This window comes from Streptomyces sp. NBC_00091 (assembly GCF_026343185.1).
Taxonomy (GTDB): Bacteria; Actinomycetota; Actinomycetes; order Streptomycetales; family Streptomycetaceae; genus Streptomyces.
Genome location: NZ_JAPEMA010000001.1, coordinates 2,995,531 through 3,018,292, shown reverse-complemented (window position 1 = coordinate 3,018,292; position 22,762 = coordinate 2,995,531). Strand labels below are relative to the sequence as shown.

Annotated in this window: 22 protein-coding genes; 14 read left to right on the top strand and 8 right to left on the bottom strand. The window is 68.3% G+C overall.

Going from position 1 to position 22,762, the window contains the following annotated elements:
- Positions 1-5: 5 nt before the first annotated feature.
- Both OOK34_RS13990 and OOK34_RS13985 read right to left on the bottom strand, forming a co-directional pair.
- On the bottom strand, positions 6-1,679 hold the full coding sequence (locus OOK34_RS13990) for an Eco57I restriction-modification methylase domain-containing protein (protein ID WP_267034192.1): 1,674 nt from the start codon (positions 1,677-1,679) through the stop codon (positions 6-8).
- A gap of 145 nt (positions 1,680-1,824) precedes the next feature.
- Complete coding sequence (locus OOK34_RS13985) at positions 1,825-2,301, bottom strand: NUDIX hydrolase (protein WP_267034191.1); 477 nt, start codon at positions 2,299-2,301, stop codon at positions 1,825-1,827.
- A 258-nt stretch (positions 2,302-2,559) separates the two neighbouring features.
- On the opposite strand from OOK34_RS13985, the gene OOK34_RS13980 reads away from it, so the two are divergent.
- The 12 genes from OOK34_RS13980 to OOK34_RS13925 all read left to right on the top strand — a co-directional run bounded on the left by OOK34_RS13980 (position 2,560) and on the right by OOK34_RS13925 (position 14,039).
- On the top strand, positions 2,560-3,822 hold the full coding sequence (locus tag OOK34_RS13980) for a hypothetical protein (RefSeq protein ID WP_267034190.1): 1,263 nt from the start codon (positions 2,560-2,562) through the stop codon (positions 3,820-3,822).
- A gap of 101 nt (positions 3,823-3,923) precedes the next feature.
- Positions 3,924-4,745 (top strand): IS630 family transposase, encoded by an 822-nt coding sequence (locus OOK34_RS13975; protein ID WP_267034189.1) that lies wholly within the window; start codon positions 3,924-3,926, stop codon positions 4,743-4,745.
- A gap of 182 nt (positions 4,746-4,927) precedes the next feature.
- Positions 4,928-6,019 carry an IS110 family transposase gene (locus tag OOK34_RS13970; RefSeq protein ID WP_267034188.1) on the top strand — a complete coding sequence of 364 codons (1,092 nt, stop codon included), beginning with the start codon at positions 4,928-4,930 and terminating at the stop codon, positions 6,017-6,019.
- Positions 6,016-6,339, top strand: coding sequence for a transposase (locus tag OOK34_RS13965; protein WP_267034187.1), 324 nt, complete (start codon positions 6,016-6,018; stop codon positions 6,337-6,339). The genes OOK34_RS13970 and OOK34_RS13965 overlap by 4 nt, the downstream gene beginning before the upstream one ends.
- 286 nt (positions 6,340-6,625) lie before the next feature.
- Positions 6,626-6,976, top strand: a complete 351-nt coding sequence (locus OOK34_RS13960) for a hypothetical protein (RefSeq protein WP_267034186.1) — start codon at positions 6,626-6,628, stop codon at positions 6,974-6,976.
- 203 nt (positions 6,977-7,179) lie between these two features.
- Entirely contained in the window at positions 7,180-7,842 is a 663-nt protein-coding gene (locus OOK34_RS13955; RefSeq protein WP_267034185.1) for an HAD-IA family hydrolase, read from the top strand.
- 89 nt (positions 7,843-7,931) lie between these two features.
- Positions 7,932-9,134 (top strand): helix-turn-helix domain-containing protein, encoded by a 1,203-nt coding sequence (locus OOK34_RS13950; RefSeq protein ID WP_267034184.1) that lies wholly within the window; start codon positions 7,932-7,934, stop codon positions 9,132-9,134.
- A 193-nt stretch (positions 9,135-9,327) separates the two neighbouring features.
- A complete protein-coding gene (locus OOK34_RS13945; protein ID WP_267034183.1) occupies positions 9,328-9,771 on the top strand; it encodes a hypothetical protein in 444 nt (147 codons plus the stop codon).
- 276 nt (positions 9,772-10,047) lie between these two features.
- The gene (locus tag OOK34_RS13940; RefSeq protein WP_267034182.1) at positions 10,048-11,049 is read left to right on the top strand and encodes a sugar-transfer associated ATP-grasp domain-containing protein; all 1,002 of its coding nucleotides are present in this window, start codon (positions 10,048-10,050) and stop codon (positions 11,047-11,049) included.
- A gap of 12 nt (positions 11,050-11,061) precedes the next feature.
- The gene (locus tag OOK34_RS13935) at positions 11,062-11,967 is read left to right on the top strand and encodes a hypothetical protein (protein WP_267034181.1); all 906 of its coding nucleotides are present in this window, start codon (positions 11,062-11,064) and stop codon (positions 11,965-11,967) included.
- 78 nt (positions 11,968-12,045) lie between these two features.
- Positions 12,046-13,422 (top strand): cysteine--tRNA ligase, encoded by a 1,377-nt coding sequence (gene cysS / locus OOK34_RS13930; RefSeq protein ID WP_267034180.1) that lies wholly within the window; start codon positions 12,046-12,048, stop codon positions 13,420-13,422.
- A 65-nt stretch (positions 13,423-13,487) separates the two neighbouring features.
- Positions 13,488-14,039: a 2OG-Fe(II) oxygenase gene (locus OOK34_RS13925; RefSeq protein ID WP_267034179.1), complete on the top strand. Its 552-nt coding sequence runs from the start codon at positions 13,488-13,490 to the stop codon at positions 14,037-14,039.
- 121 nt (positions 14,040-14,160) lie between these two features.
- Here the strand turns inward: OOK34_RS13925 and OOK34_RS13920 are convergent, their stop codons facing one another.
- The 6 genes from OOK34_RS13920 to OOK34_RS13895 form a co-directional block, all read right to left on the bottom strand.
- Positions 14,161-15,153, bottom strand: coding sequence for a ParB/RepB/Spo0J family partition protein (locus tag OOK34_RS13920; protein ID WP_267034178.1), 993 nt, complete (start codon positions 15,151-15,153; stop codon positions 14,161-14,163).
- Positions 15,154-15,183: 30 nt separating this feature from the next.
- Entirely contained in the window at positions 15,184-16,851 is a 1,668-nt protein-coding gene (locus OOK34_RS13915; protein ID WP_267034177.1) for a relaxase/mobilization nuclease domain-containing protein, read from the bottom strand.
- The gene (locus OOK34_RS13910; protein WP_323183418.1) at positions 16,852-17,373 is read right to left on the bottom strand and encodes a plasmid mobilization relaxosome protein MobC; all 522 of its coding nucleotides are present in this window, start codon (positions 17,371-17,373) and stop codon (positions 16,852-16,854) included.
- A 250-nt stretch (positions 17,374-17,623) separates the two neighbouring features.
- On the bottom strand, positions 17,624-18,418 hold the full coding sequence (locus OOK34_RS13905; protein WP_267034176.1) for a DUF2637 domain-containing protein: 795 nt from the start codon (positions 18,416-18,418) through the stop codon (positions 17,624-17,626).
- 220 nt (positions 18,419-18,638) lie between these two features.
- The gene (locus tag OOK34_RS13900; RefSeq protein WP_323183417.1) at positions 18,639-19,847 is read right to left on the bottom strand and encodes a DUF3631 domain-containing protein; all 1,209 of its coding nucleotides are present in this window, start codon (positions 19,845-19,847) and stop codon (positions 18,639-18,641) included.
- 284 nt (positions 19,848-20,131) lie between these two features.
- Positions 20,132-20,326, bottom strand: a complete 195-nt coding sequence (locus OOK34_RS13895) for a hypothetical protein (RefSeq protein ID WP_267036732.1) — start codon at positions 20,324-20,326, stop codon at positions 20,132-20,134.
- 129 nt (positions 20,327-20,455) lie between these two features.
- On the opposite strand from OOK34_RS13895, the gene OOK34_RS13890 reads away from it, so the two are divergent.
- Positions 20,456-21,136 (top strand): helix-turn-helix transcriptional regulator, encoded by a 681-nt coding sequence (locus OOK34_RS13890; RefSeq protein ID WP_267034174.1) that lies wholly within the window; start codon positions 20,456-20,458, stop codon positions 21,134-21,136.
- Positions 21,133-22,743, top strand: coding sequence for a site-specific integrase (locus OOK34_RS13885; RefSeq protein ID WP_267034173.1), 1,611 nt, complete (start codon positions 21,133-21,135; stop codon positions 22,741-22,743). Before OOK34_RS13890 ends, OOK34_RS13885 begins: the two co-directional genes overlap by 4 nt.
- Positions 22,744-22,762: the final 19 nt, after the last annotated feature.

Here is a 22,762-nt window from a genome sequence, read left to right as displayed (position 1 = left end):
TCCTCCTAGTCAGGCAGCTCGGCGAGACCGTAGACACGCAAGGCAGCGGCCGTAGCGGCCTCCGCATCTCGCTTGTCGAAGGCATCGGCCAGGGCTGCCCGGTCGCTCTCGCTGATCGCGGCAGGGTCGGGCACGCGGATCTTGCGGAGGTACTGAGCCTGGAAGCGGAGGGTTCCCCCTCGCATCTTGACCGCGTACGCCTCCACGAATGCCTCCGCGACCTTGGACAGCAGCAGGCCACCGAGTACGCGCATGTCCCAGACGTCCGAGACGATGAAGTACAGGTTGTGGTGAGGGTACAGGCCACCTTCGTCGAGGACCGGGTGGATCCTCAGCTTCATGTCCGGAAACAGCAGCTTCTGCCGGCGCGTGAGGTGGTGATCGACCTTGTCGATGGTCTTGTACCAGCGCTGAGGCTGCTTGACCGCGATGTACCGCTTGCGCAGGGCAGCACTGTGCTGCTCGAAGTAGGTCGCAAGCAGGGGGTAGGCGGTGAGATCCACCAGCTCCCCATCTGCCGTCCACGGGTTGACCAGAAACGTGCCGTTCCAGTCCAACCTGCCGCTTGTGGTGTCCCGAACCATGGCCATGGGTAGCAGGCGGTCTTCTTCCACCAAGTCCTTGTCCTTGGTGAGGAAGACCTTGTCGGCGCCGGAGGCGATCCCGATCCCGACTTTGGTCGCGGTCTCCTTGTCCTCCAGCAGCCTGAAGCGCTCGGTGAGATCTTCGAGGACCGCCAGCCTTGCCGGCGAGCCGGCCGGCCACGAGTCCTCCTCGGGGAACCAGTGGGGCATGCGCGCAGCCTGAAACGCGGAGGTGGTGATGGGTGTGGGTCCGTCGGACAAGTACCAGGCGGCGAACGTCTGGGCTGCCTCGGCTCCGAATGACCGAGTGGTATCCGCTGCTACGGCTTCGCCTTGATCCCTATTCGAGATGAGCGTGATCGCAGGATAGGCCGAAACCTGCTCATCAAAGGCGTCCACATCGTGCATCACCAGGGCCAGGTCCATGCTGAACTCGCTGGTCACAAGCTGCCGCAGCCGACGACCATACTGGTTCCGCATCCAGCGGTCCGCGCAAATGAAGCCCAGCTTCCCGCCAGGGTTCAGGCTCTGGAGCGCGACTTCGTAGAAGCCGACGTAGATATCGGCACGACCGCCCATCGTCGGGCAGGCGCTCCGGTAGGCAGCCATGCGATCGTCCGGTACGTCCTCAAGACGGATGTACGGAGGATTGCCCACGACGTAGTCGGCGCGATGGTCCGCATCAGACTGGAGGAGGTAGTCACCCTGCCCGATCCAGGCTTCGGTGACCTTCCTGGCTTCCTCCGGCCGCTGCCCATCATCGAGCAGCTGCTTCTCGACTAGCGCACGGCTCTCCCGCACGTTGCGTTCCAGCAGATCAAAGGCACGGACCGCGTCGAGCGCGTCCGTGATGGGGCGCTTGTGCACGTGACACGAGGCGCTGATCCGCGAAGCGATGGCGCCGAGGAATGCGCCCCCACCGCAGGCAGGCTCCACGATCTTGAGGCCGCACAGGTCCTTGTCGGCCGTGTAGCCGATGAGGTCGAGGATGAGATCGACCACCCAGCGCCGAGTGAAGACCTCGCCATGCTCCACCGCCTCCGCCGGGAGGTCGGAGAGGTCTGCGAGGTTATCGGGGAGGGAGAGAGTGGCCACGTTTCGACCTTACAAGGGTCGCTCGGGGCCGACGCCTCTGGCCACGAACGGGTTGCTCGAAGGTGCACTCATCCTCCAGCAGTTTCGCCCAGCGCCTTGCGGTGCCCCACGAAGCCGGGGCGCCGAAGCAGAGGTGTAGGCAGGCCTATGTTTCCGGCGACTGCCCGTGTTCCAGGTAGGCAGTCAGGCCGCTCGTCCGGGCCTCGATGCCAGCGGCGATTCGGCGCGCGAGGCGGGGGATGGTGAGTTCTGGCACCTGTTCGGCGCGGTGGAAGTCGTAGCCGCGGAGCTCGTCCGCTTGCAGCGCGATCTGCTGGCGGTGGTCTCCGTCGAGGTGACCGCCGTCGAAGAGGTAGAGGACCTTGTCGCCCTCTCCCGCGCTCGGCGCCCAGTCGACGACGAGGAGGCGGCCGATGTGGGGCTTGATGCCCAGTTCCTCATGGACTTCGCGCACGCAGGCCTGTCGGGGCGACTCGCCCCGTTCGACGTATCCACCGGGAAGATCTCGGTAGTCCTTGTACGACGGCTCGACGAGGAGGACTCGATCAGCTTCGTCGAAGAAGAGAGCGCCAGCCGCCATACGAGGGTGGGCCATCTTCGCTTCATGCTCGTTCTCGCTCACGGATTGGACTCTAGCTACCTGCCACGATCCGGGGCCTGCAGGCCAGGTCTGCCACGGGATGGGACGGCCAGCCTCTGGTGCCACGTCTCCAGCCGATGACCTTCTCTCGGCTCATGTAGTGGTGGTAGAGCTGTTCGAGCGCGACCTGCTCGGCTTCCAGCAGGACGGCCAGCGCTTCGCCGGTTCAGCTCCAGACAAGTCAACAACCTTGAATACGCCATCTGTTGGTGTGTCAGTGGTCGCTCCTATCGTGGACGAATGGCCAATGGCGTGTGGCACACCGGATATGGCATAGAGATCAATCTGTCCCTGCCCGACCTCGGTCACGCGGGGCGTCCCGATCTGCTGCGGGAGATCACTGCACGCGTCGCCGACCGCGATCCGCAGCTTCTTGAATGCCTGGCGCACCACGACGGGCGGGAGTGCCTGTCGGAGACTGGCGGGAAGTCTCCGTGGATGTTCATCCGCCGAGGCCGCGTCGGTGGCCGTCGGCCGCTCGTCGCCTCGCACTTGCCGATCACGCACAAGGCGACGCCGGCGGAGGGCGAGCAGCACAAGGCAACGAAGGAGAGGATCGTCGAGACCGCTTCCCGGTGCGGCCTGGCCGCCGAAGCCGAGGTGCCCACGGCGAACCGACGGAGCATCTCCGACGCCCTCGTCACCGGTCCCGGGGGTATACGGATCGGCTGGGAGATCCAGTACCACCACCTCAGCCCGAGCAGCGTGCACCGTCGCTCGGTCAACGCGGTGCAGCACGACATCACGCCCCTGTGGGTGGCCAAGGACCGCACCGCCTCCTTGATCGACCGCGCCCCTTGGGCTCGTGTCGACGACATGCCGTGGAGGGAGATCGCCGGCGGCAAGGAGATGGTGATCCGCGGTGGCTACCGCTACCTCCAGGTGTGGAAGTGCGTGCCCAGCAGCGACCGGCACTGCCTGCTGTCCGACGGCGCCAGTCATTGTGGCGGTCTTCACTCCGACTGGTTCGTTCCTGCGCTCTGCGAGCCGGAGAAGAAGGCAGTGCACCTTGAAGACCTCGTCTTGTCGAGCGCTACGGGGGAGAGCGTGCCGGTCTACGTCCCCAACCGCGGCAGCGGCCGGGCTGGACGGCACATGTGGGTGCCGTCGGCGGACTGCAAGCGGTGGCGGGAGTTGATCGGGGAGATGGAGCCTCTCCCCGGTGGCCCGGCGCAGGAAGAGGACGACGAGATCACCTTCGCCGAGCAGGAGATAGACCGGACCTGCCGGGCCGGCGAGGAGGGCTGGTTCGTCAGCGACGCCCGACCCATCCGCGATCTAGGCCAGCCCACCGGCGGCTTCACCCTCCCCCGAATGCCGACACAGCAGTCCCGGAACCCGATGCTGATCACTGCCGTCGAGCGGGCCGCTGCCTCCGCCGCGCTGGGCTGCCCGCCGTGGGAGCTCGGGCCGTGCTCCGAGTGCGGCCAGCTAATGCGCAGGTACGGGCGCGACGCTGCCATGTTCTGTGGCGTGTGCCGCGTCGTCCTCAACGGCCGCTAGTGATCTGGTTGTGAGTTCGTTCGGCACCACGTGAGTCGTCTTCCGTACCAGTTCGTGGATTCGGCTGACGGGTGCTGGCTGGCTTCGGTCTGCTGTGGTTTGTGGGTGACAGCAGGCTGGAGCCGCTGGTCCTGAGTGAGACCGAGCGGCAGGTGTTGAACAACTGGGTCAAGCGCCGCACGACCGCGCAGGGTCTGGCCCTGCGAGCACGAATCGTGCTGGCATGTGCGGACGGCGGACCGAACCTGGCGGTGGCCGCCCGGCTGGGCGTGAACCGGGGCACCGTCACCAAGTGGCGGACCCGGTTCCTGCGGGACCGGCTGGACGGACTCGCGGACGAGCCCAGGCCCGGGGTGCCGCGGACCATCACCGACGCCCAGGTCGAAGAAGTGGTGGTCCGCACCCTCGAAGACTCACCCGCCGGCGGGACGCACTGGTCCAAGCGGGAGCTGGCCAAGGTCGTGGGGATCTCTCCGGCGAGTGTGCTGAGGATCTGGCACGCCTTCGGCCTGCAACCGTGGCGGACCGAGACCTTCAAGATCTCCCCCGATCCGTTCCTGATCGACAAGATCCGTGACGTCGTCGGCCTCTACCTTGCCCCGCCAGCCAACGCGGTGGTGTTCGCGGTGGACGAGAAACCGCAGATCCAGGCACTTGAGCGGACCGCGCCAGTGCTGCCGATGCTGCCCGGAGTCCCCGAGCGGCGCACCTTCGACTACGTCCGCCACGGCACCGTCGATCTGTTCGCCGCCCTGAACACCGCGACCGGCAAGGTGATCACAAAACTGTCCGCGCAGCACCGGGCTGTCGATTTCCGGGACTTCCTCGACGAGATCGACCGCCAGACCGACAGGGGCCTGGCGGTCCACGTGATCTGCGACAACTGTGAGGATCGTGATGTGCCGCAGGGGGCCGGAGCCTGACCCGTGCGACAACTGGCCACAGCTGCCTTGGAGTGGAACTGTCGGCCCCGGCCTCCTGCGGTGCGTACTGCCGCCGGCCCGGTGAACGTGTCCCGATAGGGGCTTTGCTGCACAAAGCACCGTCACAGTTCTGACCGCCCACCGGACCGGTGTCAGCCACCAGACCCAGTCCAAGGAGCCTCGTGACCGTCACCAGCATGCCCCAGCCGACGCTGCCCGCGCAGCAGGTCCCTGGGGCGGCGGAGGAGGTGATCCTCGGGGTGGACACCCACAAGGACATCCACGTCGCCGCTGTCATCACCACCCTGGGCGCCTCGCTCGCCCACCAGGAGTTCCCGACCACCGCCGTCGGCTATCGCCAACTGCTTGCCTGGGGACGGTCGTTCGGCGTTCTGCACCGGGCGGGGGTCGAGTGCACGGGATCCTTCGGGACCGCGCTGACCCGGGTCCTGCGCCAGGAGGGCATCGACGTCGTCGAGATCAACCAGCCCGACCGTGCCACCCGGCGCAAGCGCGGCAAGACAGACGCCATCGACGCGGACGCGGCCGCCCGCGCGGTGCTGTCCGGACGCGCCACCACCATGCCGAAGAGCGCGGACGGGCCCGTGGAGGACATGCGAGTCCTGAGGCTGGCCAAGGAATCGGCCGTCAAGGCCCGCACCCAGGCACTGAACCAGCTCAAGGCCGTCCTCATGTCCATCGACCCAGATCTGCGCGAACTCCTCACCGGCCTGAGTAACCCTGCGCTGGTTGCCACCTGCGCGGCCCTCGACGTCGATGACCGGGGCGAGGCCGTCTTCACGATGCGTCTGCTCGCCCGCCGAGTCCAGCACCTATCCGACGAGGTCAAAGAGCTCACCCGGCGCACCACCAGGGCCGTCCGCGCCTGCCGACCCCAGATGCTGGACCTGGTCGGCGTCGGGCCCGACAGCGCCGCAGTACTCCTCATCGCCGCAGGTGACAACCCTGATCGGATCAATGACGAAGCATCCTTCGCCGCGCTGTGCGGCGTCAGTCCGGTCGAGCAGTCCTCCGGCAAGACCCAGCGCCGACGCCTGAACCGCGGCGGCAACCGCCAAGCCAACGCCGCCCTCTACCGCGTCGTGATGACCCGCATACGCTGGGACGAACGTACCCAGAAGTATCTGGAGCGACGCACCGCCGAGGGCATGTCCAAGCGCGAGATCATCCGGTGTCTGAAGCGATACGTGGCCCGCGAGCTCTACCGGCACATCCAACCCCTGGCCGCGAGTCAACCCCCTTCTGCCGCTTGACGAAACATAGGGGCTTCCTCTCCGCCCACAAGGCGCCGGTGGTGCACAAGTGGCTGCTCGCGCATCCCCGCTTCCAGCTCCACTTCACGCCCACCTACTCGTCGTGGATCAACCAGGTCGAGCGGTGGTTCGCCGAGCTGGAACGGCGCTGCCTGGAACGCGGCGTGTTCTGTTCCCTCGACGACCTCAAGACCGCACTCGAGAACTGGATCAAGGTCTGGAACAACGAAGCCCGGCCCTTCAAGTGGACCAAGACCGCCGACCAGATCCTCGACCGGATCTGCCGCTACTGCTCACGCATCTCCGAACCAGATCACTAGCTCCGAAGCCGCAGCGGAGGGCAACTGCAACCATGAAACGGTGAAGGACCCGACCGGCGATGGTCTCGGGTCCCTGAGCCAGCTCAGGGACCCGAGCCGTGGCGGACCACGCCGTCAGCCGAGAAGCCGGCGCGCCTTAATGCCTCAGCCGCTGCGGGCTGCGGGACACGCATGGTGACTCAGTCAGATCCACTCTCAGGGCTCCGACCCTCGTACGGAACCCTCACCCGATCCCACTTCATGGGTGTCGTTCCGCAAGGGCCCGCGCCCTGAGTAGGGTCCGCTCATGTCACAGCATCAAGAGCTCATTCACGGGTCGCTCGTCGTCACCCAGGAGATCGCCTACATCACCCCCGCTCAGCGTCGTGAGATGGGCATGACCACGCGTGACGTGGTCGAGAACGCGCTGTACCTCATCGACCCTTCGCGGATGGTTCCTCCAAGCTGTGACATCCAAGGCTGTACTTACCGGCGCCCGGAGACGGTCGGTTTCAGCACGCCCGAATGGGCCACGCATCGTGTCTCAAAGTCGCGGGGCCTGTTCCGCAAGCGGAAGGCGTACTTCTCGTGTCCTGAGCATCTGGACACGGTGAAAGCCGCGCTCGTCTTCGGCCACGGCGGTGACCCTAACCCCTGACCCTCACGCAGCCTCTCAGTACGTGCTCGGCGTCGACGCCGTCGTAACGGGCGGGGGGATCTCGCGCTGGTCGTCGGCCGGTGTCCACAGTGAAGATCGTCTGACCTGTCAGCCAGAGCCGTTGTCGGGTTCCGAATGCTCTCCGTCTCAGGGTGCGCGGTAGCGTCCCCTGTGAGACCAATCGTGGAAGGGACGGCCACCGGATGCCGCACAGGACTGCCAGCGCCGACGGGCGTGAACAGCTCGGCCTGATCCTCGACTTCGCCGGGGTGCTCACCGCCAGCCCTCTCGCTGTCCACCGTGCGTGGTGCGTATCCGAAGGGCTGGCCCCGGAGGCGTGGCGCAGCACCCTCAACGACCACCCGGAGGGCCGGCGTCTGTACGCGGCCCTGGAGGTCGGGGAGATAGGGCAGGCGGAATGGAACGAAGGCACTGCCGCTCTGCTGGGTGCGCATGTGGATCCGGTGAACCTGATGGGCCGGGCGTGGGCCGGAGTGCCCGCAGCTCGCCGGATGGCGGCCCTTGCCCGTGCGGCACGGGCCGCTGGTCATCGGGTCGCCCTGCTGTCCAACAGCTTTGGCTTGGACCCGTTCAACCCGTACGAGCACGTCGGAATCTGGGACCTGTTCGACGTGCACGTCGTCTCCGAGCTGGTCGGCATGGCCAAACCTGATCCGGCGATCTATCGGCTGACCCTGGACCGCATCGGCCTGCCCGCCGAGCGGTGCGTGTTCGTGGACGATCACGCGGTGAACCTTCCGCCTGCTACCGAGCTGGGAATCACCACCGTCCACGCCACCGATGAGGACGAGGCCGTTGCGGAGCTTGAGGCCCTTCTTGGGGTCAGCGCGGTTCTTGCCGCGTGACCCCAACTTCCGGCTGATCAAGGGCTGTCGGCCCCACCACTCCTGCCAGTACCGTCCGTATGAGGCCAATCACACGGAGGTGCTGGAACATGCAGTGGTCGGAGTACACCACCTCTGAGCGGTTGAAGACGCTGCGCGGCGGAATGACGCAAGAGCAGTTAGCGGAAGCCGCCGCCGTGTCCGTCGGCGTGGTCCGCAAGCTGGAACGCGGCGGTACCGCGTCGCTCCCGTCGCTGCTGTCCATCGCCGACGCCCTCGGCACGGACATCGCCGTACTCCTCGGCCAGCAGGCACCCCGCCGGTCCATGGACCGCGACGAGCGGGCCGCGCTTCGGATGGTGTCCGCGGCCACCCATGACGCCGCCATCGGCATCCCCGCCGACGTCGAGCCGGGCACCGTTGAGGAGCTGCGCGCCGCCGTCCGCCGGGCGGACGAGGCCTACTGGGCGGGCCGGTACACCGAGCTCGGGACGCTCCTGGGCCAACTCCTCCCCGAGGCAAAGGCCCGGTTCGATGCCGCCGACCACGCTGAGCGGGAGGCCGCTGGTGGTGTCCTGATCGACACCTTCCAGACAGCAGGCATGGCCGCCAACGTGTTGGGCTCCCGCGATCTGGCCTACGCAGCGCTGACGTACGGCCGCCAGATCGCGGTGCAGGCCGGGGACGACCTCCGCGACGCCCACCTGGCCGCCACGACGGCGTGGGTCAACCTGCGCGACGGCCGCACCACGCAGGGGTTCGCCCTTGCCGCGGCGCAGGCCGACCGGATCGAGCCCAAGATGAGCGAGCACGACCCTGACCGGCTGAGCGTGTACGGGCAGCTCGTCACGAACGCCGCCGTGGCCGCATCACGAGGCGGTGCGAGCGCGGATAGCGCCCGCGAGTACCTCTCCCAGGCCCACGCCGTGGCCGCCCGCATCGGGGATGAGCACGCCCGCGGCGACCACGCCCAGCCGTACGGGCCCATGTACGCCGCCACACAGGCCATGAGCATCGCCGTGGCCCTCGGCGACACCTCCGGCGCGCTGCGCCTCATGGACACCGTCCGCCTGGACGACACCGTGCCGCTGGCCACCCGCGCCCGCTATGGCTTGGATGTTGCCCTCACCCACGTGGAGTGCCGCCGCTGGGAAGCTGCCGCCGACACCCTCGAAGCCGTCTGCACGATGGCCCCCGGCTGGGTGCGCCACCAGATGCTCCCCGGCGTCATCATCGGCCGGCTCGCCGGAGTTTCTGTCGGCCGCCTGCGTGGTCTCGCCAGCGTCGCCGGGGTCCCCCTCGGGGTGCGCTGACCCGAGACCCGACTACCACGCCCCGTAGCAGTCGGCAGGCCGCCACCTGCCCGACTACTACGGGGCGTTGCACATGCCCGACCGCCGGGCCCTACGCTGCCACGCTCCGTGGCACCGGAACCCGGCACGGACTGTCGGCGCTGCCACGGGCCGTGTCTGGGCCCGCGTACCTCTACGCAGCAGCCTTATGGGCATGCCGAACAACCCGATCGGCGGCCTCGGGCACGTACCCGTCGCCGTCTACACCTGCTCTGCCACCGCCACTGCCGTCCGAGACGGCGAGAAGCGCGGTCGCCACTACGCCGACGCCCGGCACTGGCACGTTGCCGGGGCGTGGTCCGATACCGACCCTGCGGTGCTCCTCGATGAGCGGCCCGGTTGGCAGGCCATAACGACTGCCCTGTCCACCGGGATGATCCGGGGAATCATCGTCGGCGCCCTCTCCCATGTCGCTGCCGACACCGCCCAGTTCGCCGGCCTCGGAGTCCTCATCCGAGACCGGGGCGGGTTTCTCGTGCACGCCGCTGACACCGTGCCCCGCCGTACCCTCGGCCAGCTGCAGCGGCGCCGCGATGTCGCCGACGCCTCCTCGGGGTGGTCGCCGTGGGAAGACACGCCACAGGCAGATACCCCATGAACACCAGGCGCCTCTGGTCGACCGCGGCCGACAACATCGAGCCCGCCCGATGAAGCAGCAATTAGCGGTCCTGGCCTACGTCATCGCTGTCACCGCCGTGGTCCTTGCCCTGGCCATCGCCGGAACCCCGGACTACTGAGACATCGGAGGAGCGACATGACCCGCACTGCGAACCGTGGGTTCAACCACCGGCAGGCGATGAGCGAGGAGTGGTTCCGTACCCGGGTTCTTCCCCGTGTATCCGGCCTACGGTTTCTCCCCTACCAGGTGCGGCAGATGAGCCGCGAGCACCTTCCCACGATGCTGCGCGACGGGGGCCGGAAGAGCATGGCCCGGATCGCCGGGGATCTGGTGATGGTCTCCGCGCGGTGGCGCTGCCTGCCGTTCCACTACTTCCGCTACGGCGGGTACCGGCGCGAGGTTTCTTCCGAGCGGGCGTGTGCGTACCTGCCGGAGACCGCCTTGTTCCACCGCCTCCTTCCCCGCGTGAACCGGGACACCATCGACCTGGACGACAAGGTCGTCTGCAAGAAGATCCTTGCTTCCGCCGGCATCCCGCAGCCCCCACTGATCGCGAGCGGTAACGGCCGTGCAGGCGTCACCTCCGAGGGCGATGAGGTTTCGCTGGAGGCCGTCCTCGATCACGCTTCCGGCTCCGGGCGCGTGGTGGTCAAGCCCTCCCGCTACTCCAGCGGCGGCTCCGGAGTCGTGATCGTGCGGCCCGGCGAGGACGGCTTCGACCTCGCGGCCTACGCGCAGCGGTGGGGCGCCTGGCTGGTCGAGCACCACGTACCGCAGCACCACGACCTGGACGTGCTGAACCCGTACGCGCTCAACACCTTCCGGGTCATCACCCTGCTGACCGAGGGCACCGCGGAGGTGCTCTACATGATGCTGAAGCTCGGCGGCGTCGACAGTACGACGGACAACTCAGCCGATGGCGGCTTGCAGATCCGGGTGCACCCCGACGGGGAACTCGACCGCCATGGCTACGACCGGTACCTCAACGCCCAGACGCGCCACCAGGTCAGCACCGTGCCGTTCGCCGGCCACAGGATCGCCCACATCGGCGAGGTCCGCGAGCTGGCCGCACGCTGCGCCCGCCTGTTCCCGCAGGTCCCCTTCATCGGCTGGGACATCGCAGTCACTCCGGGGGGACCGGTGGTCATCGAGGGGAACAGCAGCCCTTCGCTCGCACACATCCAGCGCACCCACGGCGGTGTCGCTCCGGATCTCGTCCCGGCGCTCCGCGCCGTGATGGATCGCCCGATCATCTGACAAGGAGTTCTCGTGGAAGACCTGAAAATGCAGGCCCGCGCCGCAGCCGCCGGCCTCCTCGACACCCTCCAGTCCATGCCCGAGGTCCAGGCGCTCTATGTCCTCTCCTCCTCGGCCGTCGCACCCAACAACGTCACACGGTTCAGCACCGACTCCGATTTCGACCTCGCCGTCGTCCTCGACGTCCCGCTCAAGGAGGACGAGTGGAGGCCCTCGCCGGCGGACACCTACGCCCTGGTTCGCGAACGGCTCCCCGCCTGGGTCCCCGAGTTCAGCTTCTACCTGCCGGTTCCCTGGGGGCGCATGGAGGTCAACGTCCACCAGCTCCTGTTCCAGTACGAGGCCGACCCGCGTACGACGTGGAACAGCGACAAGTGCGACGCCTACGCGAACAAGGGCGAACCGCTGCTCGACCGCGAGAACGCCTTCGAGGCGCTGATCCTCCGCAAGACGAAAGAGCAGCTCTGGCGGCTGGAGGGCGAGACCCGCCGGCTCCACAACCGAATCACCTGGGACGTACGCGAGATCCCCCTGCGCATGGCGCGTCGCGTCGGGACCCCCACCGGCCACTTCGTCCTGTCGGGCGCCCTGGACGAGATCGTGGACTGGCTATACGCCCGCTCGGGCCGGCTGCTGCCGAACATGAAGTGGAAGCTGCACTCCCTCGGCGCACTGGGACTGATCAGCACCGAGCAGGAAAACCTCCTGATCGAGGCCCAGCAGTGCGACCCCCTGTCGATGGTCGACCTGGAGCGCCGGTGCGAGGCCCTGGAGGCGTTCTGCCGCTCGGCCGGAATGGACCTGAGCACCCGGGCCATCGAGACCGTGCGCAAGGCGTACCAGCGGGCCAACCACCACATTCTCGGGGAACACGCATCCGTCTTCGCTGACCGTCCCTTCCCCCGATTCGTCTCCTGAGGTGAGTACGACGATTCCAATTAGACGCTGTTGTCAGCACGTCAGTACGCTGCGTGATCCGCTCACCCAGGAGGAACGATGGCGATCAAGGTCCACAACACACTGACCGGACGGACGGAGGATTTCCGCCCCGAGCGGGAGACCGAGGTGCGGATGTTCGTGTGCGGACCTACCGTCTACGGCCCCAGCCACGTCGGGCACGCGAAGACGTACACGCAGTTCGACTTCATCGCCGCGTACCTGGAAACGAGCGGCTACAAGGTCACCTACCTCCAGAACATCACCGACGTGGACGACAAGATCATCCGGCGTTCCCGGGAGGAGAACGTGCCTCCGGAGGACATCGCGGCCCTGTTCGAGAAGCAGTACCTGGAGGACATGGCAGCGCTGGGGAACACCCGCGTCGACGTCCACGCGCGTGCCCACGATCACATCGATGCGATCGTGGACCAGGTCAAGCGGCTCATCGCCCGCGGCCACGCCTACCAGCTCGATGACGGCTGGTACTTCGACCTCGCCTCGTTCCCCGGATACGGCAAGCTCTCGGGCCGCACCGACCTGCGCCCCGAGGACTCGGTCTCGCGGATCGACGACCACTCCAAGAAGCGCAGCCCTGGCGACTTCGCTCTGTGGAAGGGACGCAAGGACGGCGAACCGTTCTGGGAGACCGAACTGGGGCCGGGCCGACCGGGCTGGCACATCGAGGACACCGCGATCACGGAGACCTTCTTCGGCCCCTCGTACGACCTGCACGGCGGCGCCGTCGACCTCATCTTCCCCCACCATGAAGCCGAGGTCGCCCAGATGGAGGCCGCCTCCGGCATCGAGCCCCTGGCCCGCTACTGGATGCACACCGGCCTCCTGCGGGTCGACGGCGACAAGATGTCGAAGAGCACCGGGAACTTCCTCACCATCCGCGACGCGCTCGCCCGCACGGACTCCCGCACCCTGCGGTACGCGTTCCTCTCCCAGCACTACCGCTCCTCCATGGAGCTGAACGACTCCACGCTGGAGCAGGCCCGTGCGGCACGTCGCCGGATCGAGAACTTCGCCCGGACCATCGACCCCGCGCACACGGACAGTCCGGCGAACACCTCACGGGCGACCGACACCTGGAAGGAGATGCGCGAGCACCTGGACGACGACTTCGACACCCCAGGCGCCCTCGCCGTCCTCTTCCAGTTCATCCGCGAGCAGAACCGCACGCAGGAACCGTCCGGGCCGGCCTCCCTGCGGCTGATCCAGGACGTCAACAACCTCTTCGGAACCTTCGACATCGCCGACGCCGACCAGGGCGACACCGCTGTCGACGACCTCGTCAAGGAACGCGACCGGCTCCGCGCAGCGAGGAACTTCGCCGAGGCCGACGCGATCCGCGACCAGCTCATCAAGCAGGGCATCACCCTCGAAGACTCGCCCGAAGGCACCCGCTGGTGGAAGGAAAAGACCCAATGACCTGGAAGACCCGGTTACCCCTTCTCGCAGAGAGCGTCATCCCCCTCAGCCTCTGCGGCGCCCTCATGGACCACGTGAAGAGCGAGACCGCCCGGCCGCGCACCTTCCAGGGCGTCATCGACGAGACGCTGCGCAAGAGCGAGTACGTGGAGATCCCGCCGATGCTGGAGGAAGCGGTCATCTCCCACTGCGTCCCCTACATCCGCAACCACTTCCAGGCCGTTCCGAAGCGGATACCCACCCAGCCGGCGGTCGTCTACCGCTACGGTCCTGGCGTCGGGTTCGTGGCGCACCACGACGAGGTCACAGACGTCGAGCGCGAGCGGGCCCGGACCAACGGACAGCCGATCGTCGGAGGCGACCTCACCCTGCTCGTCTGGCTCAACACGCCGGACTCCTACGCCGGGGGCGAGCTGTTCTTCGAGAACCCGGCCCAGGAGATCAAGCCTCCCTGCGGCACCCTGGTCGCCTTCCCGGCCACCCGCGACCACATTCACGGCGTACGGCCGATCACGCGGGGAGAACGCATCACCCTCGTCATCCGCACCGATGCCGAGAGCCTTGAGGGCCGCCGTACCGCGGCGATCGCCGTCGAAGGCGTCGCGGCTCACCGCTGACTCGCCAGCAGCGATGTCTCGGCCAGGGCACGTGGACCCTGGTGGGAAATGACCCGGCCAGGACAGTGCAACAGCCTCGGGGCCAACGCGATTCTGCGTTGGCCCCGAGGCGTTAGCGGTGTCAGGCGGCCCTGGTGGTCAGGTGTGTGGCGAGTGCGTGTGCTTCTGGGGTGAGGCCGTCGAGGATCTCCTTGGCGTACGGGGTGCCGCGTCGGGCGGCGAGGTCGTGGACGGTGGCCCAGTTCTCGGCGATCAGTTGCAAGGCCTGCTGTGTGCGGAGGATGGCCTCGTGCCGGTGGGCGCGGTGTTCCTCGGCGCGCTGGGCTGCTTGGTCCCAGGTGATTTCACCGCGTTCGGCGAGCTGGGTGAGGGCGGGTGCGGTGTCGCCGTCGGCGAGGCCGACGGCGTCGCATTCCTTGACCAGCTGCCGGAGCCGTCCCTCTTCGAGCCGCTGGTCCAGGGCGGTGATGGCGGCGTCGAGGGTAAGGAGACCCTCGACGACCTTTTCGATGAGGTCGGGGGCATGCTGCCGCAGGCGTTCGTGCTGGGCGAGGAGGGCTTCGGTCCTGGCCTTGCGTTCGCGGGCTTGATCGTAAGCGGCATCAAGGCCGAGCTTTCCGAGGCGTACTCGTTCGGCGAGGTCGGGGGCGTGCTTCAGTACGACGTTGGCGGCGGAGAGGCGGCTGCGGGTGATGTCGTGGAGCTTGGCCTGGGTCCGCAAGGAGTGTCCCGAAACGGAACACGCCATGGCAGTGATCACGGCCTGCTGGCCCTTGCTGATGTGCCGGCGGACGACGTTGTTGCTGAAGATCAGGGCCGTGGGGTTGTTGCCGTCGTAGGTGGTGAAGCGGGGTTCGACGCCGGCGAGTTTGCAGGCGGCTAGGCGGTTACGGCCGTCGAGGAGGATGCCGTCTCGGTCGAGGGTGATCTCTTTGAGTTGGCCGTCGGTCTGGATGGACTCGGCGAGGTCGTGCAGTTCGCTTTCGGTGAGCATCGGGAAGGTGTCGGCGTAGGGGTGGATCTTCAGGGGGTGGCTCCTTGTCGGCTGGTGTTGCTGCTGGCCCGGGAGGGCGCGGCGGGTGTGGGCTGAGGTCTGCGGTGGCTGGGGGAGCACGGGCTGAGGGGCGCGGTGGAGCTGCTGGTGTCATCGGGTCCTGCGGGGGCGGTCGGTGGGGACGGCGGGCCTGGCGGCCCGGGACGGGGTGGGCGTGGGTGCGGTGCCCATAGCGGGTTGCGGGTCGAGGCCGACGAGGCGGTGGAGCCGCCAGGTGAGGACCTCGCTGATCGAGGTGGCGGTGTCGAGTTCCCGGCGTCGGGTGGCCTCGGCGAGCAGGACTGCCGGGTCGTGACCAGCAGCTGCCGTGTCGGTGAGGGCGGCAGCGAGGGCGGGCCAGCCGGGCTCCGTGAGGATCTGCTCGGCCATGTCCGGCAGTGCTTGGCGGAGCAGGGTGGCCTGCCGCTGCTGCACCGTGACGGTCAGGCGGAGTCCTCGCTGGTGGATCACGGTCAGGGGCTGGACGGCGGCTGCGTGGTAGGCGGCGCGTAGGTGGTCGGCGGTCTGGCGGGCGGCTTCGGCTTGCTGGTCGTGGTGGCGGGTGTGGTGCCAGTGCTGGGCTGCGACGACGGCCAGGAGGAGGGCGTCGAGGAGGATCGCGAGGAGGGCTCCGTCCTTGGGTGCGGGTTCACGCACGATCGCCTTGATCGCGCGTCGTGTGGCCTGGGCCTGCTGGTGGCGGGCGCGGATGCGGGAGCGGCTGGCCCGCTCGAATGCCGCGGCTGCCTGGGCCAGCTGAGGCTTGTAGCTGGCGGGGGCGATGAGGGGGAGGGCGTCGAGGGTTTCGGCGAGCACGGTGATGTGCGCCTGGGCGACGGCGTCGTCGGCCTGGTCGAGAACGTCAGGGAGGCGGTATGCGGCGTCGACGACCTGCTGCCATGCCGTACGCCGACGGCCGGAGTACCCGTCCTTGGTGGCGGGCTCGGTGGGGGCGAGGCGCTCGCTGATCTTGGGGTAGGACAGGTCGGGGCCGAGCGTGGAGCCTGAGAACCACACCGGCTCGCCCTGGGCGTTCGTGTCGCCAGGGAAGGCGACTTTGTAGCCGCGAATGTCGCCGGAGGGAAAGCGCTGGATGTCCACCAGCACTTCTGTGCCGCGGAGGATGGTGAAGAACTCCTCGGTGTCGGTGGCCGCCGCGACTGCGGTGCGGACGGTTGTGCGCAGGCGCTCGCGCGGGGTTGTGGCGGAGCCGGTGCGGCGGGCCTTCTCCTGCTCGGCGCGGCTGGGGCGTTTGGTGGCCGTGCGGTCGCCGCGTACGACCTGGCGCAGGCCATACTCCTTCTCGATCGCGGCGCATTCCTTGTCGGCGCGCACGTAGTCGTTCCAGTTGCGGGGTGGGGTGAGGTCGCCGCGGACCTTGGTGGCGACGATGTGGATGTGGTCATCGGCATGGCGGACCGCGACCCAGCGGCAGGCGTCGGGATCGCCGGCGGGGGCGATGCCGGCGGCGTTCAGGACGCGGCGGGCGATCGCTGCCCACTCGCCGTCGGACAGGGTTCGGTCTTCGGGTGCGGCCCGGACCGAGCAGTGCCACACGTGCTGATCTGGGGCGCGGTCGCCTGCCTGCTTCACCCGAAGGTCGAGGGCGGTGGCGAGCTGGGCGAGTGTCGCGGTCTCGTCGCGGCCGGGGTCGGGTGCGAAGTCGTCCCAGGAGGCCACGACGTGGGGGTCGGTGTGCTCGTTCGTGCGGCCGGGCCCGTAGAGGTAGTTCAGGACGCCACGGGTGTTGGCGCCGGCCTTGCCGATCTTCGCGATCAATCAGGCCGCCTGCTTCGCTACGGCCGCCTGGTACGAGGCGGTGTCGATCGCCTCGGCTGCGGTACGGGCGAGGGCGAGGAGACGTTCAGCCTGGGCCAGGACGGCGCTGTCCACAGGGTGGGGATGGCCGCCGGAGTTGAGTTTGAAGGCGATCTGGTTGACGTTCTTGCCGATCGGGGCGATCTCCGCGCGCAGGGCGGCGAGCTCGTCGATCAGGTCGTCGAAGGAGGTGCGCTGGCCGGGTATCTCGAAGCCTCCGTGGAGGTAAGCCATGACGATCGCGCCCACCAGGTGAGCGGCGGCCAGGCCCAGGCGTTGGGCTTCGGCAAGGATCGACTGCTTCTCGGTGACGCTGTAGCGGACGTCGACACGCTGGGTGCGCTGGACTTCTTCGCGGGCACGGCGGCGAGCGACGCGGTACAGCGCTGCTTCATCAGCGGCACGCACGACGGCGGGAACGCCGACGGGTTCGCTCGCCCCTCCCTGCTCCGGTGCGCCCTCGCGCCGGAGCTCCTCCGCCACCCCCGGGGCGGAGGCTGCGTTGGACCGACCCTTGGACGGTCCAACGCCATACCTTGCTGCCTGATCTGTGGCTGGGGTGGAGGGCATGTGTCCGGAGAGAGTGGGGAGTTGGTTCGAGTGGTCGTGCATGGGGAGGCTCCTGGGCAGGTCTGGGATGGGGTAGTGGGGTCACGGTGATGGAGGCCGTGAACGAGGGGCCGCCCCCGTGTCGGGTCCGTGCGGGGGCGGCCGGGCAGGCAAGGCGGGTCGGTCAGGCAGGCGTGTCGGCCGTGGTGCCCGTTTCGGCGTGGATGATGTCCATGGCCTCGACCAGGCGGTCCTTGGCGACGGGGTGGCCCTCGCCCCGGACTGCTGCCTCGAACTTGGTGCGCTGGATCAGTCCGTTGGGCCCTCGTGGGACCGTGCGTCCGATCGCAACGAGCTGGTCCACGCTGGCGCTGGGACGCCGGCCCCTGGGCTTGGCCGTAGAGGTCGTCGGCGGGGCCGAGGCCGGGGTCGGGACGTCCGCGACAGCGGGAGGGCTTTCCGCCATATCGCCGCCGTCGGCCTGGGGCGTGGGGAGTTCCGCCGGTGGCTGCTGCGCCGGGTGGGCGGGTAGCTCGTGGCGGGCTTGGTGGTGGCGGGTGAGGAGGTAGAAGTGGACGGCTCCGGCCAGTGCGAGGGGTGCGATGGCGGAAAGGGCGCCGACGGTCACGTCGTCCAGGTGGATCCCCCCGTGGCGGATCTGCTGGTTGAGGCGGATCGCGTGGAGGGCGTTGGCCCAGACGCTGGTGAGGGTTGCGACGCCGACCAGCGACCACACGTACAAGCGGGCCCGCCAGGGTGCGGTGCGCATGAGGAGGAGAGCGCCGGTACCGATGGCGATGAACCCGTCGATCAGGATGGGGAAGGCGTAGGTAAGCGGGCCGGGGGTATTGGTGGCCACGGCCATCTGACGCAGGGCGGCGTAGGAGAGAGCGAAGCCGGTAACGCCGATGACGGCGATGCCCACGCGGATCGCGGTGAGCCCCTTGCTGCTGGGGGCTGTGGTGGCGGGTGAGGACAAGCGGATGTGCTCCAAGGACGGTGGGGGTGGGGGCGGCCACGCTGGGCAGGGCGGAGCGCGGCGTGGCCGCCTGTGGAGGGGTGGAACCCGTTGCGACTCGTCGCAGGCCTGGTCAGGGCAGGTACGGGTGGGGCGTTGATGTCGAGTCGACTCGTTGCGGGCCAGTGACTCGTAACCGGCTTGACCTGCGGCGCGACGGGTCGCGACGGGTGGTGCCAGGTCAGGCCCCGGCGGCAGGTTCCGGCTGCGGGGCAGGGCAGTAGCGGGCCCAGGCGTCGGTGAACTGCAGGCGGGTGAAGCCCTTGGCCTGGACGTCGCCGTGGAAGCGGCGGTTGGCCGAGCTGATGCCGTAGTCCTTCAGCAGGATCTGCAGACCACGCGGCGTCAGGCCACTGGCCGTGTAGTCCGGCCAGGGCGTCTCCTCGTCCTTGTTCAGGATGTCCAGGAGACGGCTGGTGCGGATCACCGGCGGGTTACCCTCACTCTCGAAGGCGCGGCGGATGTCCGCCAGCAGCCTGATGCCCAGGCCGCTGCTGTCCTGGTCCTGCTCCGCCTCATGCTTCGTCATCGCCCGGCAGGCGGTACGGGCACGCTCAGGCCAGCCGCCTCCGGCGAGGTCGGCGACCGCGACCAGCGGCTCCCACGTATCAGCGGCACGGTCCTCGACCGGCATGGCGGGCGTCAGCTCCATCGCGGCGGTGCGCAGTGGGGCCAGCCAGCCCACGAGCCGGTCGCGCAGGGTGTTGAGTGCGGGGATGTCGCGGGCGCTGCGGAATTCCGCCACCTTCTCGCCCGGCCTGCGCCGTCGCATCCGGATCACGACCGACCGGTCCATGATGGTGTCGGGGAGGTCGCCGATGCCGGCGAGGGCAGCCATGGCGAAGGTGGGGAACTTCGACACCTCATGGTTGGGGCCGGACACCCGCAGCGTGGGCCGGTTGCGCTGATGGCCGGCGTTCAGCAGGCCGCGCATCTCCTCGTTCTTCTCCGCCACCTTCGCCGAGCCGAACAGGGTGTCCGCCTCGTCGACCAGCAGCGTGGGCGGAGCCTCCGTGATCGACCGGAAGATCGCGGCAGCCGAGGCGTTCACCGTGACCAGCGGATCATGGACCGTCTCGGTGACCACATCCAGCAGGCGGGACTTGCCGCACCGCTTCGCCGGACCGACCACGGCCAGGCGCGGTGCGTGCTGCCACGCGGTCTGCAGGTGGGTGGCCGCCACCCACAAGACCACTGCTGTCAGGGCCTCGCCGCTGGGCAGGATGACGTAGCGCTTGATCTGTGCGGCCAGGTCATCCAGGACCTGTTCACCTTCGGGACGGGGCCCGAAGGAGGCAGCGTCCTGCTCGGCCAGGGGCGCCTCGGGTGTGGCGTCCGGCTGCTCCATCGAGGCGAGATGGGCGCCCGGCCGACCGGGGATTGCGGTCACGGGCCAGCTCGCCTCGGCGGGTGCGGCAGGGGGCGTGGATGTCGTAGGTTTCAAGAGGCAGCTCCTTCTCCTGTGGCCGCGTGCATGCAGGCCACTCGGGTCGACCGTGTGATCGCGTGTGTGGGTATTGCCAGGGCCTCCGACGTTGGCGCGTCGGGGGCTCACCCATGTCCCAGGGGCACTTGGCCGCGCCGGGGGAACACGAACAGTACGTACGACCCCGGGCACAGTCCAGCGCTTCTGTGTCAGCTCAGCGCAGAACGCCCTGATACCTTCCCTCGCCCTCAAGCGGCCAGACCCAGCAGGTTCAGCAGGTCCGCCGTCACCACGCGGTACCCGTTGCCCACCCGGAGCACCTTGCACGGGTACTGGTCGCGCTTCGCCAACTCATAGCCCTTGCTCCGCCCGATCCCCAGAGCACGGTTGCCCGCCTCCAGGTCAATGGACACCGGTAGGGCCAGGAGCTGATCCCGGCTCATCCCATTCGACCCAGTTCCAGTCGGGATATCGCGCACGCGGCGCCCCTCTCGTCACAGCCCACGGCGAACACGTCATCGCATCCGGCTCCAGGCGTATGAGTTCCATGATGAAAAAGATATTGTGTCTGCATGACACAACGTCGTTTCGATGATGAAGACGAGGACGACTTCCCGGAGTGGGTCGACCGGATCAAGCAAAACGTCGCCGGCGAGGTCCGGCGGCGGAGGAAGGAGATGCGCTGGAGCGCACAGCGCCTGGCCGATCGCTGCGAAGAGCTCGGCCACCCCATCCCGCGCAACGTGATCGCCAACCTGGAGTCGGGCCGCAGGGCCAACCTGCCCCTGGTCGATGTCATGATCCTGGCCGCCGCCCTGTACACATCCCCGATCTGCCTGATCTTCCCCGTCGGCTACGTCGAGGAGACGCAGGAACTTCCCTTCCACGAGCTCATCCCGACCTGGGAGGCCATGCGGAAGTTCACCGCCGAGGAGCCCAGCCACGACGCCCTCGACTCCGGACTGATCCCCGACTTCAACCGCCACGCCAGCCTGGTCCGCACTGTCGAAGCCGCCCTACGCGAGACAGAGCGGGCTGAGTTCGCAGCGAAGACGGCGACCACACCCACCCAACGCGAGGAAGCCGAACGCAGGAAGGACGACTACGCCAAGCGTGCCGACGAGGCCAAGTGGAGCCTCCTTGGCCTCCGCGAGGACATCCGCGAAGAGGGCGCCACTCCGCCAGAACTGCCACCGGCACTCACCGACATCGACGTACCCGACACCGACACCGACGACGAGGACAACATTTGAAGGGCTCCACCTACCGCCGCTGCTCCTGCCGTGACCCCAAGACCGGCAAGGAACTCGGCAGTTCCTGTCCCAAGCGCAACAGCAGGAACCACTGCACCTACTCCATACGCCAGGAGCTGCCGCCCCACGAGGACGGCAGCCGGCGATCCTTCGCCCGTGGCGGGTACAGCAGCCTCAAGGCGGCCCAGGCCGACCTCGACCACGTACGAGCCCTCCTGGGACTCGCAGACGCCGACGACCCCGAAGGCATACAGCTGGTCGCTGAGATGCTCGCCGAAGTCAGCGGCGAGAAGCTGCCCCTGCCCGACGTGGAGGAGACCCGGCGGCGGCTCAAGGCCGGCCAGGATCTCGTCGGCAGCCTGACCGTCGCCGAGTGGCTGAACCGCTGGCTGGCGGGCAAGCGGATCCGGAAGTCGGGCATCAGCCGGTACGAGACCGACATCCGCGTGCACCTCAAGCCGCGCATCGGGCACCGGCGCCTCGACCGGCTACGGGTCAGCCACCTGAGCGAGATGTTCACGGCCATCGCCGACGGCAACGCCGAGGTCTTGGAGCAGAACGCCCAGCGACGCGCTGCCGTAGAGGAGTTGGCGACGATCCCTTGGAAGGGCGGCGAGAACCGTGCTCGCCGGAAGGCGCTGAAGGCGGCGCTCGACGCGATGCCGGCCTTCCGCCGGGTGACAGGTCCGGCGACGCGCCAGCACGTGAAGGCGACGCTCCGCGCGTCCCTGAACGATGCGATCGGGCAGCAGATCATCACGTTCAACCCGGCGGCCCACGTAGAGATCGATCCGGTGCGCAAGCCGAAGGCGCTGGTGTGGACGGACGAGCGGGTCGCCAAGTGGGAGCAGACCGGTGAGAAGCCCTCCCCGGTGATGGTCTGGACGCCGGAACAGACAGGCGCTTTCCTCGACTTCGTCGCAGGCGATCGGCTGTACGCCATGTGGCACCTCATCGCCTTCCGCGGCCTGCGGCGCGGGGAGGCGTGCGGGCAGCCCTGGTCGGAGACCAATCTCGACCGCCACTCCCTCACCGTGACGGGGCAGCTCGTCCAGGATGGCTGGGGGGTCGAGGCGTCCGAGCCGAAGACGGACAGCGGCTTCCGCGTCGTCGCGCTCGACGACGACACCGTCGGCGTCCTGGAGCGGCACCGCAAGCAGCAGGAAGCCGACCGCGCGGAGTGGGGGGCGGCCTGGGTGAACACCGGGCTCGTCTTCACCCAGGAGGACGGCTCCTGGCTCCACCCGGGCAAGGTCACCGACCTCTTCGAGCGGCTCGTCGCGGCCTCCGGGCTGCCGCCGATCCGGCTGCACGATCTCCGTCACGGCGCGGCGACGCTCATGTTGGCGGCCGACATCGACATCAAGATCGTGTCGGACACCCTCGGCCACAGCGACACCCGGATCACGCGCGACATCTACCAGAGCGTGCTCCCCCACGTCGGCAAGAGCGCAGCCGAGGCCACCGCCAAGCTGGTCCCCCTCCAACGCAAGGCGGAGCAGGAAGAGCAGGCCCGCAAGGCCGCCAAGAAGGCCAGGCACGCCGAGAAGGCGAAGGCCAAGGGGAAGAGGAAGGGCAAGGCCAAGAAGGCCGCTAAGAAGGGCTGACGGCCCCTCCGCTCACGCA

Excerpts from the sequence above, each read along its gene's own strand:
- OOK34_RS13980 (WP_267034190.1), top strand. The coding sequence starts at position 2,560 with ATGGCCAATGGCGTGTGGCACACCGGATATGGCATAGAGATCAATCTG.
- OOK34_RS13960 (WP_267034186.1), top strand. The coding sequence starts at position 6,626 with ATGTCACAGCATCAAGAGCTCATTCACGGGTCGCTCGTCGTCACCCAG.
- OOK34_RS13955 (WP_267034185.1), top strand. The coding sequence starts at position 7,180 with ATGCCGCACAGGACTGCCAGCGCCGACGGGCGTGAACAGCTCGGCCTG.
- OOK34_RS13950 (WP_267034184.1), top strand. The coding sequence starts at position 7,932 with ATGCAGTGGTCGGAGTACACCACCTCTGAGCGGTTGAAGACGCTGCGC.
- OOK34_RS13945 (WP_267034183.1), top strand. The coding sequence starts at position 9,328 with ATGCCGAACAACCCGATCGGCGGCCTCGGGCACGTACCCGTCGCCGTC.
- OOK34_RS13940 (WP_267034182.1), top strand. The coding sequence starts at position 10,048 with ATGAGCCGCGAGCACCTTCCCACGATGCTGCGCGACGGGGGCCGGAAG.
- cysS (WP_267034180.1), top strand. The coding sequence starts at position 12,046 with ATGGCGATCAAGGTCCACAACACACTGACCGGACGGACGGAGGATTTC.
- OOK34_RS13925 (WP_267034179.1), top strand. The coding sequence starts at position 13,488 with ATGGACCACGTGAAGAGCGAGACCGCCCGGCCGCGCACCTTCCAGGGC.
- OOK34_RS13895 (WP_267036732.1), bottom strand. The coding sequence starts at position 20,326 with ATGAGCCGGGATCAGCTCCTGGCCCTACCGGTGTCCATTGACCTGGAG.
- OOK34_RS13890 (WP_267034174.1), top strand. The coding sequence starts at position 20,456 with ATGACACAACGTCGTTTCGATGATGAAGACGAGGACGACTTCCCGGAG.